Source organism: Collimonas sp. OK307 (assembly GCF_900113705.1).
Taxonomy (GTDB): domain Bacteria; phylum Pseudomonadota; class Gammaproteobacteria; order Burkholderiales; family Burkholderiaceae_D; genus Collimonas.
Genome location: NZ_FOQI01000007.1, coordinates 195,519 through 210,377, shown reverse-complemented (window position 1 = coordinate 210,377; position 14,859 = coordinate 195,519). Strand labels below are relative to the sequence as shown.

Below are 14,859 nucleotides of genomic sequence, written 5' to 3'. Positions count from 1 at the left end.
TCGAATTAGTTAAAAACCGATGGCGAACCCTGTGCTCGCCATCGGCATCAGGCTCAGGCCAGGTTGTTCAGAAAGCTCAACTGGTGCGCCAGCTGTACGTCGCCGTCAACACGCAGATCGCCCTTCTGATACAACTCGCGCACTTCGCGCTTGCCTTGGGCCAGCGCTTTCAGGTTTTCGTCGCTGATACCGAACACGGCGGCAGCTTTGTCGCTAACGCCAGTGCTGACTTTGACCGGCTTGGCAGTGAAGTCGATCACCCAGCTTGCGTCTGGCTCTCGCACGTTGAATTGAATAACCTGGTTCAGCGTGGAGGCCAGCTTGCCGCCGGCGATCTGTTCGGTCAGTTTGCCGAAGATGAGTTGCGCAGAAGCTTCGCGCGACTTGCCGCCTGCAGCGGTAACCGGAGCGGTAGCGGCACCGGAAGCGAGACGCTTGCTGCGAGCCTGTTCAACCATTTTTGGATCCATTTCCTGCAACACGGCCAGTTTGTTGGATGCCATGACGTTGCCAAGCACTTTCATCTTGCCGCTGAAATAGAGTTTCTGGACGTCTGCAGTCTTGCCGCCGAAAACCGTGGCAGCGTGCTCTTCATCCATTTCCAGAGTGACATCCGGCTTATCAATCACACCTGCGCCAGCCGCGCCATTGGCGCTTTTCAGATCAATGAACCAGTCCGAATCCGGATTGTGGTATTTGAACTGGAAGCTGGTCTTGACCTGACCAACTAGGCCTGGCTTGGCAGTAATAAATTCACCGATGGCGGCAAAGAAGTCAGCCATGGTTGCCCCTTCGTCGACGACCGGCACGGTTTCGGCAACGGCCACTGCAGCTATACCGCCACCTGCGCCGATGCGGGCATCGCGCGCAGCCTCATACAGTTTTTTATCGATAACCTGCATTACGATCAGCTTGTTAGAAGCCATGACGTTGCCGGTTAATTTCATCTCGCCGCCAAAGAAAAGCTTCTGGACTTCAGCCAACGTGCCGGTCATCACCGTCTCCAGGTGCTTCTGCTCCAGCGCCATCGTTACATCGGGTTTTTCCAACGTCCCTTTGCCCGCCGAGCCAACGCCATTCTTGAGGTCGATGAACCAGCTTTCCTCTGGCGCCTTCAAATTGAACTGGAAGGATGTCTTGGTCTTTTCGACCAGATCCGGATTAGCCACGATATGAGCAGCCACCACGCCGAACACGTCGGCGGCCAGCAGGATCGCAGGTTCAGTCAACGCCGGGCCGGCAGCAGCGGCCACCGCCTTAACTTTCGCCTTCGGCGACGGGATTTCGCTATACAGCTCGACGGCGGCATTACTGATCACAACTTCATTACGTTCTTTCACTGAAGTTTCAATGATGATCCTGGTGTCCGATTCCTTCCACATCTTGGTCACCAGGGTATCGCCCGGGAACACGCTCTTGGCGAAACGTACCTTGATGCTCTTGAAGTAGCGACCGTCGTTTTTGCAGAACGCCTTGATGACGTGACGGCCGCAGTAACCAAAGGTGCACAGACCGTGCAGGATCGGTTTTTCGAAACCAAAAGCCTGAGCGAAGGCTGGATCGGCGTGCAGAGGATTCCAATCGCCGGATAGACGATACAGCAGGGTCTGGTTAGCGTCAGTCTTTTCTTCGATTACCGCATCCGGCTCGCGCGATGGCGGCACATTGACAGCCGTGCTTGGTCCACGATCGCCGCCCCAGCCGCCGGCGCCTTTGACGAAGGCGGTCATCTCGTTGTAGATGAGTTCCTCGCCGCTCTCGTCCTTGGACGACACCGAATACACCACCACCGCGTTCGGCGCTTTATCATAAGCCGCCTTCAGCTTGAAAGTGTGGGTCAGCTTGGCGTTGCTCGGCAGCGGGCGCTTGATTTCAGTATATTGCTCACCATGCAGCAAGCGGTCGAAGCCGAAATTCGAGGCTGGCAAACTCAACGTACCTTCCTTCGCGGCCGCCAGCATGGCGCCCGACTGCGGCATGACACCGAAAGTCGGCAGAGCCTGGAAGTCATTGCTTAACTCGTAGACGTAATTCAGTTCGCTTGCGTCCAATGGATCCCGTGCAGCGCCTACGCCGAGCGCATAGAGTGCCAGGTCGTTCGCATCGTAAGACGATTCCAGCGTGACCGAAGCCGTAGCTGCAGCATCGAGATCGATGAACTCGTTGCCGCCCAGGCTAGGGTTGCTGATATTGTGCAGGATCGGCGCGATGGAGTCGTTGGTATTGGTCGGATGTTCGGCATCCGTGAAATCGCCGATCTTGCTCCAGCGTCCGGCTACGTCATTGATGCTGAAGGCTTTTCCGACCGGGAAACTGTGACCGCGAGTACGTTCCCAACGCAATTTAGCGATGTAGCCAGCACCGACTTCAAACAATCCCTTAGTCTCTTCGCAATCTTCATGGCACAGCCAGGCTACCAGCGGACTCACAGCTTCTGGCGTAAGCGCTTCCAGCAATGCTTCCGGCAGGATGCCCTCGGTCAGACGCGAAGCGGCGATCGGTGCGATGGTGTTGACGAAGATACCCTTGCTGCGGCCTTCTTCTGCCAGGCAGTTGGCCAGGCCTGCTATGCCGAGCTTGGCAGAGCAGTAGTTGGCCTGGCCGAAATTACCGTAAATGCCAGCAGCCGAGGTGGTCATGACGACACGTCCATAACCCTTCTCGCGCATGATCGGCCACGCAGCCTGGGTGACGCTCTTCGAGCCTGTCAGATGGACCTTGAGTACCAGATCCCAGTCAGCGTCGCTCATTTTCTGGAAGCTGACGTCGCGCAGGATACCGGCATTGTTGACAACGATGTCGACCGTGCCAAAGGCATCGAGCGCAGTCTTGACGATCTTGTCGCCATGTTCCACTGAATTGTAGTCGGCCACCGCCTCGCCGCCCAGGGCCTTGATCTCGTTGACCACCACATCTGCTGCGCGCGACGATTCGCCACTTTCGCCACGAGTGCCGCCGCCGAGGTCATTGACCACCACTTTCGCACCCAGCGAAGCGAGCAGTAGCGCGTGGTTGCGGCCGAGCCCGTTGCCGGCGCCGGTAACAATGGCCACACGGCCATCAAAACGAAGATTTGACATAGTAGATTCCTGTGAAATAGTATTTTTCCAAACCGCCCGCTTACATCGTGCGAGAGATGATTTCTTTCATGATTTCGTTGGTGCCGCCGAAGATACGGTTGGCGCGACTGTCGATATACAGCTTGGCAATCGGATACTCGAGCATGAAGCCGTATCCGCCGTGCAGCTGTACGCACTCGTCAACCACTCTGGACAGCAAATCGGAACACCAGTATTTGGCTGCCGAAGCCGCATCTGGCTGCAACTCCCCTTTGAGTACCAGTTCCAGGCAACGGTCAACGTAGACCCTGCCGATCTGAACTTCGGAGCGCATCTCCGCGAGCTTGAAACGCGTGTTCTGAAAAGACGCGACCGGCTTGCCGAACACCTTGCGGTCATTGGTGTATTGCAGCGTCATAGCCAGCGCGCTTTCGGCGCTGCTGATGCTCATGATGCTGATGATGATGCGTTCCCAGGCCAGTTCCTTCATCAATGCAATGAAGCCGACACCTTCCTTGCCGACCAGATTGCTCTTCGGCACACGGACATTGTCGAAAAAAAGCTCACAGGTATCCTGGCCGCGCATGCCGACCTTTTTCAGAGTCTTGCTCTTGGTGAAACCAGCACGGCCGGCTTCGATCAGCAACAGCGAAATATTCTGCGCGCCTTTATCGCCATCGCCGGTTTTCACCGCCACCACGACAAAATCGCTGAGGACACCGTTGGTGATAAATGTCTTGCTGCCATTCACGATATAGTCATCGCCATCGGAGACCGCGCTGGTTATCATGCTCTGCAGGTCTGAGCCGGTCCCAGGCTCGGTCATCGCAATCGCACCGACGCTTTCGCCTGTAGCCATTTTCGGCAACCATGTTGACTTGAGTTCTTCGCTACCGAAATTATTCAGATAGTTAGCAACGATATCGGAATGCAAAGCAAGACCAAGCGACGAGTTGCCGATGCGCGCTTGCTCTTCCAGCAGGATGACGCTGTACAGGCGGTCAACACCAAGGCCGCCGTACTGCTCCGGCATAGTGACGCAAAGCAAGCCCAATTCGCCGGCACGATTCCAGATTGTGCGATCGACATGCCCCTGCTCCTGCCAACGTTCGTCATGCGGCAAGCATTCAGTTTCAAAGAAGCGGCGGCAGGTATCGCGAAACGCCTGGTGGTCGGCATTGAAAAGCGTACGAGGCAACATGGGATTCATCGGCTGGGCTATGGTATTACTCAAGTTGGTGCTCCTTGAAAAGAGAATGAAAGCGACTGGCGACTTCCGTTAATGACAGAATGGGAATTCGACACCCGATCGTCCGATAGGACACAGTTGAAAGATAGGACATTCAACGATCTTGCAGTGCCCCTCTTAGTGGGGGGGTGCTTCCGTCTGTTTCATCGCTAAGCTACCCATGACTCTCGCGCGACTACGCGACCAGGTGACTAAAGGAGATTGAGATGAAAAACAGCATGACCGCATCGAATCAACCGGCACGTAGCCTGCTACATACCCGGCAGGTGACTTGCACCGCTTATCAGCGCAGCGACGGCATGGTCGACATTGAGGGCCGCATGCAGGACACCAAGGCCGGCGATATGCGAACGCCATTCAAGCAATTGCATGCCGGCGATACCTTGCACCTGATGCGGATGATCATGACTATCGATCACAAGATGACAATTCATCATATCGAGGCGCATACGGATGCAGGTCCCACACCTTTTTGCGCAGACATCAATGCCGCCTATAGCGCATTGGAAGGACTGAAGATCGGCCCCGGATTCAAACAACAGGTGAAAAGCCGCGTCGGCGGCCGGATGGGATGCACGCACCTGAGTGATTTACTTGGCCCGATGGCAACCACGGCGATGCAGGCGTTGATGCCGCTCTGGATGGAAGAGGAAATGCAGCGTGTGGTGAGCGACCCGGCGTACCGTATGGCTAAGCCCTGGATAATCGACACCTGCCACGCTTATCGCAGCGACGGCGAAGCGGTACGGTCGGTCATGCCCGATTTCTACCGAAGCGCGGATGAATGCAAATAGTTTTTTCAAGCAGACCCGGTACTTAATCAGTGACCGGGCCAAGATGGCAATAGTGTCGTCAGTACTCATCCGCCGACGACACGATCTGGCCGGCAGCCTGCGCCGCCTGCCGATTAGAAGCGATAGCCGATGTTAACGAATGTCGTTACCGGCCGCAGCTTGTCCGATGCATGGCTGACAACGACTACGCCGCCGGCCGTGGTTCCCGTCAATGTTGCATTGGTTTTGATCGGGACGTATGAAACCGACACGCCATACGACCAGTGCTCATCAATCGCATAACTTGCACCGACCACGAATGCCGGGTTCCATGAACTGCTCGCACTGACAGTTGCAGTTGAACCCGGGCCTAGCAGACCGTGCACGAAATCCGGGTTGGTGATCTTACCCTGGACGAATTTGGTGTAGTTGACGCCTAGACCAACATAGGGGCGAAATTTGGATTCCGCATCGTAAAAATGATAACGCACAAAAACCGTCGGCGACAATGGCATTGCCTCGCCGATGACGCCGGCTTTTTCTAACGTACCCGTTCCTACGAATTTGAGTTTGGTCGGAAATCCGCCAATAAATTCCGCCGAAATATTGTCGGTAAAATAATGCGCGAAGGTCAGGCCAACGGTAGTCGCACTCAGCGCCGCAAAGCCGGTGCCGGGTTGCACTATGTTGACCGGCGTGCCGTTGATGCTGGTGGCTGTCAACGGTGTCGATTCGTTATGCGGCGTGGCATGCAACCAGCCCAGGCTGATCACATTACTGCCGGCGGTTTGCGCCTGCGCCATGCCGGCTGCTCCCAGCAGTACCAATCCCGCCGTCATCACACCTACGCGCTTACTCACCAGTTGCATTTTCATTTTTGTCTCCTTGGGTGTTTTTACAGTTATAAAAATTGTTTTGCCGCCCTCGATCCGGAGAGGTCATCACTAGTCACGATAATGGGGTGTACTGCCGTTGTTCCTTACCCCTATAAATGGGGGGGCAGAGTTAAATTCCTGGCCTGATGCTGGAAAATTCCTGCAGCCAAACATGTGCCGCAGGCAGTCCAATGTCAGGTCGAACTGTTCATAGACGGCATCCTCCAAGCGGTCGACATGAGCGAAGCCGTATTTCCTGGCAACGCTATCGTCAACATGCGCAATCTTGTGAAGGTCGCAGAAAAACCTGGTCAGGCGTTGTGTATGGACGATTTGCCGAAAACTTTCGCCTTGGGAGAAAAATTGCCTGGAAATCTTTCGCTTGGGCATCGCGACCACGCTGGCAAGCAATGACGGCGTCCATTCGACATGAGGAGCGCGAAACACGCGCAGCGCCAAGATGTGAGTCAGCGGGACCGTGGAAGAGAGATCCTGAGCCGTCTGATGCGTCAGGATTTTTGTCTCGCGGCCGGCACAGGTTACGCAACTGTCGTTCTGGATTGACGTCACATCTGACTGGATCAAAACAAAGCCATTGATGCTCACTCCGATATCGCACAACGAAAACGGTAAGGAATGCACGCGTTGGTGCTGGCGCAACAGTCTGGCATGACCGCCTGCCATGTACCAGACACTACCTTCAATAACCTCGATTGCGATAGGGAATGGAAAACACAAGCGGCGGATGGTCGCGCGCCGACCGGCGCCGCCATGTATGACGATTTTCATCTGATCTCTCTTCGACATAAGCTTCAGGCATGCAAACCTACGGTAAGCGAATACGTTAGTCGCGACTCCCCCTCCATAAGAGGGGGGCAACGCTAGCGCTGTCCGCCTACCCTTGCTCTGCTTGAGATCGCATTTTCCGCGCAGGTCAACCCAGCTTCAGCCGAAGTTCCCAGGATTCGAGTCTAAAAAATATGAAAACACTCAATAAAATCATGACTGCGGCACGGTCAACTTGTTTGATATCCGCGCTGCTTCTAAGCCAATCCAGCCAGGCATTGGAAATCGAAGGCGTCAAGTTTGACGATATTGCGCATGTAGCAGGCAAGGAACTGGCATTGAATGGCGCAGCGATACGTTACAAGTTGATTTTCAAGGTATATGGCGTGGCGCTCTATGTTGAAAACAACAAAACCACAGCTGAGGAATTGCTGGCTGGCTCAGGTCCGCGACGGATTCAGATCGTGATGCTGCGCGACGTCCAGATGGAGCAGTTCAGCGAGTCATTCATGTCAGGGATGCGAAAAAACTCCAGCAAGGAAGAAAGAACCAAAGCCATCGGCCAGCTACAGGCATTCGGTGAAGACTTTGCTCAGATTAACGAGGTTAAGAAAGGAGACATTCTCACCTTGGACTATGTCCCTGGCACAGGTACCGTCATGCAAGTGAATGGCAAACAAATCGGCGCGCCCTTATCGGGCCTGATTTTCAATAACATGATATTGAAACTTTGGCTGGGGGACTCTCCTCCCGACACCAGGTTAAAACAGGCTTTGCTGGGCAAACCGCCGGTCACCAGCATTAACTCCCATTAAATCGATTAATTTTTGAGCGCTCCTGCCGGTCCGCTTAAAACAGGAATAATGAGTGCGTCGCGCAGGTAGCGTTCAAAATTGAATTCCCTGGCGACGCCATTTTCACCATGCAGTTGAACCGTATCGTGGCATACCTTGACCGCCGTTTCGGTGGAAAACAATTGCGCCATCGACAATTCAACATCGCTGTCGACATCCGCATCTATCAGGTCGAACGCGTGGAAACACAGCAGACGTGCCGCGTCCGCCAGTGTCGTCATATCGGCTATTTTCCCTGCAATCAGCTGATGTCTGGCGATGCTCTTATCTTGCTTTCTGCCATCACTTGCAAAGACAATCGAGTCGGCTAGTGCTGCTCGCATCAATCCGACCGATAGCAAACCGATATACGCGCATGTCAATTTAAATAATGCGATCCGGTTTTTCGATGAAACGTATTCATCGACAATAATATTGCCAAGCGGCACTCGTGCATTACTAATGAATATCTGCGCGGTGGATTGTGAAGCCAAGCCGATCTGCTCAATATTGCGCGCCTCATAGCCATGGTCACTTCGATCGACCAAAATGTACGACAGCGCTTGCTGTCTGGTATGCGTCGGGCAGATCAGGAAATCCGAGTAAACACCGTTCGTAATCCATTTCTTTTCACCATTGAGAATAAGGCAATCGCCACTGCGTTCGCCAACAATATCGATCCCGATCAAATGTGAGTCGACGCCAAGCTGATTGATGCCCATGCCAGCAAAGATGCGGCCCGCCAGCAAGGCTGGCAGGTAACGCTGCCCGATCTCATCGCTGCCTTGCAACAGAATGTCGACAGCCCCCAGGTTAACCATCACAACCAGCGCGATGTCGCAGGAGACGGTGGCTAGCTCTTCGAATAACATCGCCTGCGTGGTCCAGGGTAATCCCATGCCGCCATGCGCCACCGGTACGGCGCCGCCGGGCAGTCCGAAGTCGGCTATGCTTTGCGTAATTTCCCGCATCTTCTCTTTGGGAATAAAACGATCGCGGTATTCCTTCACAATCGGACGGATTTCCGCTTCAAGAAATTTCCTGAAGCTCGTGACTGCCAGATCTTGATCGTGATTTACGATTTGATTGCGCACGACGGTGTTCCCCCCGTGGACGGTGTACCGGATACCAGGCTGCCAATCGGATTCTTCAGTAAACGAGACGACCTCATTCCCAATCCTCGCAAAGAAACATTGATGCTGCTAAGGTAAGCCTTGCAATCTTGCAGCTCCCCCCTCATTGAGAGGGGGAATTCAGAGAGCTATCAAACGTACAACATCGACCAAAATTGGATCCATAGCCCGGTTTGCCGGCGCCGGAGCTTGTCATCCGTGCTAGCATCAAGTATCGGTTCCGCGACATAAAAAGCTTATAAATGAATTTTGACAAACTGCTCGTCTCGACAAAATTTGCTCCACCGCGTATCGGCACTCGTACCATTCTCCGCAAACAATTACTCGACCAGTTGCGGCGCACCCGGCACAGTACGTTGACGCTGGTAACCGGCAGCGCCGGTTTTGGCAAGACCACCCTCCTCGCTCAATGGCGTCAGGACCTGATGAAAGCGGGCGCCGAAGTAGCATGGCTCTCGTTGAGCCATGACGACAAACTGCTGCCAGGTTTTTGCGTTTACCTGTTCGCGGCAATGCAACGCCTGGGAATTCCGGTCGACGATGACATGTTGCTGGAAGACAGGGGCAGCGAGTCGATGGAGGGCGTGATTGCAGCGCTGGTCAGCGGCGCGGCGAACCTCAGCAAGGAGCTTTACCTGATCCTCGACGATTACCATCACGTCGACGATCAGTTAGCGCACAGACTGATGCAGAAACTGCTCGACCATTGTCCTGGCAACCTGCATATCATCATCGCCTCTCGTGTGGCGCCAGCGCTAAGCATAGGGCGTTTGCGCGTGATGGGACAGGTAGCTGAGGTTGAATGCGCCGAGCTGCCTTTCGATCTCGACGAAACACGCGCCTTCATTGAGAAAAACCTCAGTTCTATAAAATTGAGCCCTGACGAACTGCGATTGATTCACGATTTGACCAATGGCTGGCCTGCCAGTCTGCAACTGATCGCGATCATGCTCAAAAGCCGCCCCGAGGCGCGCTCCACATTGAATAACCTCGTCTGGAAATCAGGCGACTTGCAAGCCTATCTCGCGGAAGACGTGGTCGCCCATTTGCCGGTCGAACTCTCCGGATTCATGGAAGCAATCTCGATCTGCCGGCGCTTCAATGCCGGACTGGCCGAATTTGTCACTGAAAACCCGCTCGCCGCGGATTTGCTCAAACAGATCGAAGACGAAAACCTGCTGATGTTCCGAGTCGACTCGGACGACCGCTCTCCCTGGTACCGCTTCCATCCGCTGTTCGCTGAATTTCTTGCAATCCGCCTAGAGCGCCGCGGCATGAGCGCTGTCAGTGAGCTTCACCGGCGCGCCGGCCGTTGGTTCGCAGATAACGATTTGCTGGTTGAAGCTGTCCGCCACGCCAGTCTCGGCGGCGACCTCGAGTTCGCGGTCGAAGTAATCGAGCGTTCAGCGCCAGCCACCTGGAGCCTCGGCTACATCAGCCCATTACTGCTACTGCTTGATCGCCTGCCGCAGGAAACCTTGTTTGCCCACCCGCGCCTGTTCTTTCTGGGGTGCCTGACCTTTGCCTTGACTGCACGTCCGGCCAAGGCTGAAAAATGGATTCAGCAACTCCAACATACCGACACCGCAAAAAATCCTGGCGTCACTTCCTGGGTCGCGCTGGTGAACGCTGCAGTTGCACTGCAGCGTGACGACACCAAGCATGTCATTGATCTACTCGAACCCATCCAGAATACCCCATTGGAGAATCCGTTTCTCCGCTACGTATTCCTTGCGGTTCTTTCCACATCCTACGTTGCAGCAGGCCGGCACGCCGATGTCCGCCGCATCTTCGACGGCAATCCAATCGCAACGGAGAATCGCAACATCGATATGGCGCTCGTAGCCGAGAGCTCGCAAATATTATCTCTGTTAATAGAAGGCAAGGTCAAAGAAGTCGTGCGCACCGGATCAGATATCCTGGCCCGTGCTGTAGCAGCATACGGCCGCCAGTCAGTATGTGCGAACCTGACAGAAGTAACTCTCGCCGATGCCTATTACGAACTTGACCGGATAGACGATGCGCGTGAAGCCTTGGCCAACCGTACCGGCATTCTCCAGTCGTCATCACCGGAAGTGATGATACGCGCCACGTTGTGCCGTGCGCGCTTGGATTTATTGCAGGAATCCCCCGATGCGGCCGTGACATTCCTCGAGCGGCAGACTCTCCATTTCCGCAGTCTCGGCCTGGATCGTGCCGTAACCTACATGCTCGCCGAGCAGGTCAGCATCCTGCTCGGCAAAGGTGACCGGGCGCGCGCAGCGGAATTGGTAGAAAAATTGAACGAACTCGGCGCCACACATCGGGATTCGGAAGGTTTTCTGGCGGAAATCTCTGTCATCGCGGCATTGGCGCGTGCGCGCCTGTCTCAGGTCAATTACCAGCCGGAAGATGCTCTGGCTGCATTGTCGGTAGTACGTCAATATGGCGAGCGGTCCGGCCGCGGCAGGTTATCGGTGCTGGCAAACCTGCTTGCCGCCATTACGCTCGACCACCAAAAGCGGCATGAGGAAGCAAATCAATGCCTGACTCTGGCACTGCAAGCCGGCTGTCGCTTCGGCCTGGTCCGCACCTTTGTCGATGAAGGCAAGATTGTCGGCGAAAAATTGACGCGCCTTGCAACGGAAGTAGAACTCGATGAACCTACAGCACTGTATTTGAAAAACATCCTGGCGCGATTCACCGACGCCAGCCATCCGCAACAGAGCGGTACCGCTTCGGGCACTGCCAGCGCTAATAACGCCCTGGTGTCATTGACACCGCGTGAACTTGAGATTCTGGGTCTGATTGCGCAATCCATGTCGAACAAACGGATCGCCCTGACACTCAACATCTCGCTTGAAACGGTGAAATGGAATATGAAGAACATCTTCGTAAAACTGGACGTATCGAGCCGCTATGACGCGATGACATGGGCGCGCAAGCAAGGACATATTACCTAGCGCGCCCATCCCATCGTGGTGCAAAATTTCAGGAAACTGCATGCTCCAGGACGGTAGCGTCAATATCGGCAGTCAGGCAATTCTGGTGCACAAAGCGATCAACCGTCGCGTCAGTTTCGTATAGGGTGGAAAGAATATTTTTGCGAGCATGAAGCGGGTGCGCACCACCGCCCTCTCATGCGAAAACGCTAGAAAACCATAGTGGCCGTGACTGCTGCCTATCCCTGAGTTGTTGACTCCACCGAAGGGCAAATTGCCGTGCAAGGCCTGCACCAGGCAATGGTTGATGCAAGCTCCTCCCGATGTGGTCTGCTGCATTACCTTGTTGATATTTGCCTGCTTGCGGCTCCAGACGTACAGGGCCAAAGGCTTGTGTTCTGTGTTGATGCGGGCGATCACAGTATCTAACTGCTCATAGCTGATAATCGGTAGCAGCGGCCCGAAGATTTCTTCGTGCATGATTTTGGCTTCGTCCGGAACACCATCCAACAGCGTTGGCGCGATGTAGCGCCGGGCTTCATCGACCGCGCCACCGGTCACCACCCGCGCACCGCGCGCGGTGGCGTCGTCCAACAGGCTTTTGACGCGAGCGGTGTGACGCTGATTGACTATTCGCGCCAGACACGGACTGTCAACTTGCTGCGCCCCTTCGCCATAGGCGTTCTCCAGCACCGTCACGCAGTGCTCGAGAAAAACGTCCTTGACGCTGGAGTGGACATAGATGTGATCAGGCGCGATGCAGGTCTGGCCATTGTTAAGGAACTTGGCCCACAGGATATTTTGTGCCGCGGCTCGTAGATCAGCGGTTTCGTCTACGATAGTAGGTGATTTTCCGCCGAGTTCCAGCGTAACGCTGGTCAGATGTTTGGCCGCTGCAGCCATGACAATTTTTCCGACAGCTGGCGAACCGGTAAAGAAAATGTGATCGAAAGGCAGTTCTAGCAATGCCTGGGCAACCGGCGCGTCGCCATCGATCAGCGCAACTTCGTCCTCGGCAAACACCGAGCGGATGATCTGGCCGATCACGGCGGATGCATGCGGCGTCATTTCCGACGGCTTGATGATCACCGCATTACCTGCCGCCAATGCTGAAATCAGCGGTCCCAGACTCAGATTCACCGGATAATTCCACGGCGCCACGATCAGCACCCGTCCCTTGGGTTCGTACTGCGTATAACCGGAAGTGCCGATCATCATGCGCGATGGCCAGACTTTCTTCGGTCTCATCCAACGCCCCAGCTTGCGGATGGCGTCGTTAGCCTCGGCGATCAACGACAAAATCTCGCTCATCTCAACTTCGATGGCGGGCTTGCCGAAATCAGCGAAGCCAGCCGCAATCACGGCTTCGCGATACGTCAGCAATGTCGCTTTCAGTTTTTTTATTTTTGCTACACGTTCGCCCTTGCTCGATTGCCGTAGACGCAAAGCCGTAACGCCCTGTGCATCGAATATTCGCTGAATCTCGTTCTTGGCCAGCTCAAAATCCGTATCGATCCGGGTCATCATCGTATTCATGGTTTGCCTCTGAAGATAGCGTTTATGTCCGGTAGCCAAATTCATCGGCTACCGGCGATGCAATGAGGTACTTACTGTTCCAGCCGCATCATATCCGCGGCCTTTTCTGCAATCATGATGGATGTCGCATTGGTGTTGCCACCAATGATCGTGGGCATGATGGAGGCATCCACCACGCGCAGTCCCAACAGTCCATGCACTTTCAGACCGGAATCCACCACGGCCATCTCGTCAATACCCATCTTGCATGTGCCGACCGCGTGATACACGGTGTCGGCGCGGGCACGTAGAATGGCACGTATCTCATCGTCGCTCTTGAGCTGGGCTGCAACGGGGTCATCTGTCATGAACTGCGCAAGGGCCGGTGCCATCATCAGACGCTCGGTCATCTTGTAGGCGTTCACCATGTTTTCCAGATCTTCCGGGTGTTCAAAGAATTTCGGATCAATGACCGGCGGCGTTTGAGCATTCGCGTCACGCAAGCTGACGGTGCCGATGCTCTTCGGGCGCAGCAAGCAGACATGACAAGACATGCCATGACCCACGTGCAGCGTGCGCGCATGATCTTCGACCCGCCCAATCACGAAATGCAACTGGATGTCAGCTGCCGCGAGTTCCGGCCGGGTTTTCAGGAAACCCCCACCTTCGATAAAATTGGATGAGATCATGCCGCGGCGCTCACGGCGGTAACGCATGATCTCTTTCACAAGATGTACCCCGCCCTTGACTGAAAGCCCCAGCAGGTTGATGTCTTTGGCCTTGTAGCTCAAAGTGAAATCCAGGTGATCTTGCAGGTTCTTCCCGACACCCGGCAGATGGTGTATCAAGGGAATACCCAGCTTCTGCAGTTCTGCAGCATCGCCCACACCGGAGAGCATGAGCAATTGCGGGGACTGGAACACACCGGCGCAGAGAATCAGCTCTCGCCGCGCTCGTATGGTTCGAAGCTGGCCGTCCTGTTTGTACTCGATGCCGACGGCGCGCTTGCCTTCAAACAGAATGCGCTGCGTAAAAGCGCCGGATTCCACAGTCAGATTGGGGCGCGTATCAAGATGCGGCAGCACATAGGCATGAAAGGAACTACAGCGTTCACCGTTATGTTGCGTGACCTGGTAGAAGCCGACACCCTCCTGTTGAGCACCGTTGAAATCCGGACTAACGGGATAGCCCACCTGCTCGGCTGCACGCAGATAATGTTGCTGGAACGGATTGTCGGTACGTAGTTTGCTGACGTGGAGCGGCCCGCCCTGGCCATGCCATTCATCCATGAATTCGTGATTATTCTCTGCCTTCTTGAAATAGGGCAGCACGTCCTTGAAAGACCATCCATGATTTCCTAATGCAGCCCAGTGATCGTAGTCGCTGTGATGACCTCGGATATAGACCATGCCATTGATGGCAGATGAACCTCCCAGCGCCTTGCCGCGCGGCTGATACCCTTTGCGACCGTCGAGTCCGGGCTGAGGCACGGTTTCAAAGGCCCAGTTGTTAAGCTTCCGGGGTATCATCAATACGATAGCTGCGGGCGTATTGACGACCCAGTTGTCGCCGCTGCCGCCGGCCTCCAGCAAGGCAACTGACACATTCGGATCTTCGCTCAGACGCCCAGCCAAAACACAACCGCTTGAGCCGCCACCGACGATCACATAATCATAAGCCTGCTGCATGTTGTACCTTTTCTTTTTTTAACATCA

General features: G+C 54.9%; 10 protein-coding genes. 3 read left to right on the top strand and 7 right to left on the bottom strand.

Features of this window, described 5'->3' with window-relative positions; genetic code table 11:
• Window positions 1–53: 53 nt before the first annotated feature.
• The gene (locus tag BM205_RS11670) at window positions 54–3,080 is read right to left on the bottom strand and encodes an SDR family NAD(P)-dependent oxidoreductase (protein ID WP_092414667.1); all 3,027 of its coding nucleotides are present in this window, start codon (window positions 3,078–3,080) and stop codon (window positions 54–56) included.
• A 40-nt stretch (window positions 3,081–3,120) separates the two neighbouring features.
• Window positions 3,121–4,260, bottom strand: coding sequence for an acyl-CoA dehydrogenase family protein (locus tag BM205_RS11665; RefSeq protein ID WP_092414666.1), 1,140 nt, complete (start codon window positions 4,258–4,260; stop codon window positions 3,121–3,123).
• A gap of 254 nt (window positions 4,261–4,514) precedes the next feature.
• Between BM205_RS11665 and BM205_RS11660 the strand changes: the two genes are divergently transcribed.
• Entirely contained in the window at window positions 4,515–5,102 is a 588-nt protein-coding gene (locus BM205_RS11660; RefSeq protein WP_217646039.1) for a DUF2889 domain-containing protein, read from the top strand.
• Between the two features lie 113 nt (window positions 5,103–5,215).
• On the opposite strand, the gene BM205_RS11655 is transcribed toward BM205_RS11660, so the two are convergent.
• Window positions 5,216–5,956, bottom strand: coding sequence for an OmpW/AlkL family protein (locus BM205_RS11655; RefSeq protein WP_371326480.1), 741 nt, complete (start codon window positions 5,954–5,956; stop codon window positions 5,216–5,218).
• Between the two features lie 69 nt (window positions 5,957–6,025).
• A complete protein-coding gene (locus BM205_RS11650; RefSeq protein ID WP_092414665.1) occupies window positions 6,026–6,745 on the bottom strand; it encodes a helix-turn-helix transcriptional regulator in 720 nt (239 codons plus the stop codon).
• Window positions 6,746–6,936: 191 nt separating this feature from the next.
• On the opposite strand from BM205_RS11650, the gene BM205_RS11645 reads away from it, so the two are divergent.
• Window positions 6,937–7,557 carry a chalcone isomerase family protein gene (locus BM205_RS11645; RefSeq protein ID WP_092414664.1) on the top strand — a complete coding sequence of 207 codons (621 nt, stop codon included), beginning with the start codon at window positions 6,937–6,939 and terminating at the stop codon, window positions 7,555–7,557.
• Between the two features lie 5 nt (window positions 7,558–7,562).
• On the opposite strand, the gene BM205_RS11640 is transcribed toward BM205_RS11645, so the two are convergent.
• Entirely contained in the window at window positions 7,563–8,669 is a 1,107-nt protein-coding gene (locus tag BM205_RS11640; RefSeq protein WP_092414663.1) for an acyl-CoA dehydrogenase family protein, read from the bottom strand.
• A gap of 281 nt (window positions 8,670–8,950) precedes the next feature.
• Between BM205_RS11640 and BM205_RS11635 the strand changes: the two genes are divergently transcribed.
• Window positions 8,951–11,650: a winged helix-turn-helix domain-containing protein gene (locus BM205_RS11635; RefSeq protein ID WP_092414662.1), complete on the top strand. Its 2,700-nt coding sequence runs from the start codon at window positions 8,951–8,953 to the stop codon at window positions 11,648–11,650.
• A gap of 72 nt (window positions 11,651–11,722) precedes the next feature.
• Here BM205_RS11635 and BM205_RS11630 read toward each other — a convergent pair whose 3' ends face one another.
• Both BM205_RS11630 and BM205_RS11625 read right to left on the bottom strand, forming a co-directional pair.
• The gene (locus BM205_RS11630) at window positions 11,723–13,165 is read right to left on the bottom strand and encodes an aldehyde dehydrogenase family protein (protein ID WP_092414661.1); all 1,443 of its coding nucleotides are present in this window, start codon (window positions 13,163–13,165) and stop codon (window positions 11,723–11,725) included.
• A gap of 71 nt (window positions 13,166–13,236) precedes the next feature.
• The gene (locus BM205_RS11625; RefSeq protein ID WP_092414660.1) at window positions 13,237–14,832 is read right to left on the bottom strand and encodes a GMC family oxidoreductase; all 1,596 of its coding nucleotides are present in this window, start codon (window positions 14,830–14,832) and stop codon (window positions 13,237–13,239) included.
• Window positions 14,833–14,859: the final 27 nt, after the last annotated feature.

Excerpts from the sequence above, each read along its gene's own strand:
- BM205_RS11650 (WP_092414665.1), bottom strand. The coding sequence starts at position 6,745 with ATGAAAATCGTCATACATGGCGGCGCCGGTCGGCGCGCGACCATCCGC.
- BM205_RS11670 (WP_092414667.1), bottom strand. The coding sequence starts at position 3,080 with ATGTCAAATCTTCGTTTTGATGGCCGTGTGGCCATTGTTACCGGCGCC.
- BM205_RS11660 (WP_217646039.1), top strand. The coding sequence starts at position 4,515 with ATGAAAAACAGCATGACCGCATCGAATCAACCGGCACGTAGCCTGCTA.
- BM205_RS11625 (WP_092414660.1), bottom strand. The coding sequence starts at position 14,832 with ATGCAGCAGGCTTATGATTATGTGATCGTCGGTGGCGGCTCAAGCGGT.
- BM205_RS11665 (WP_092414666.1), bottom strand. The coding sequence starts at position 4,260 with ATGTTGCCTCGTACGCTTTTCAATGCCGACCACCAGGCGTTTCGCGAT.
- BM205_RS11645 (WP_092414664.1), top strand. The coding sequence starts at position 6,937 with ATGAAAACACTCAATAAAATCATGACTGCGGCACGGTCAACTTGTTTG.
- BM205_RS11630 (WP_092414661.1), bottom strand. The coding sequence starts at position 13,165 with ATGAATACGATGATGACCCGGATCGATACGGATTTTGAGCTGGCCAAG.
- BM205_RS11655 (WP_371326480.1), bottom strand. The coding sequence starts at position 5,956 with ATGAAAATGCAACTGGTGAGTAAGCGCGTAGGTGTGATGACGGCGGGA.
- BM205_RS11635 (WP_092414662.1), top strand. The coding sequence starts at position 8,951 with ATGAATTTTGACAAACTGCTCGTCTCGACAAAATTTGCTCCACCGCGT.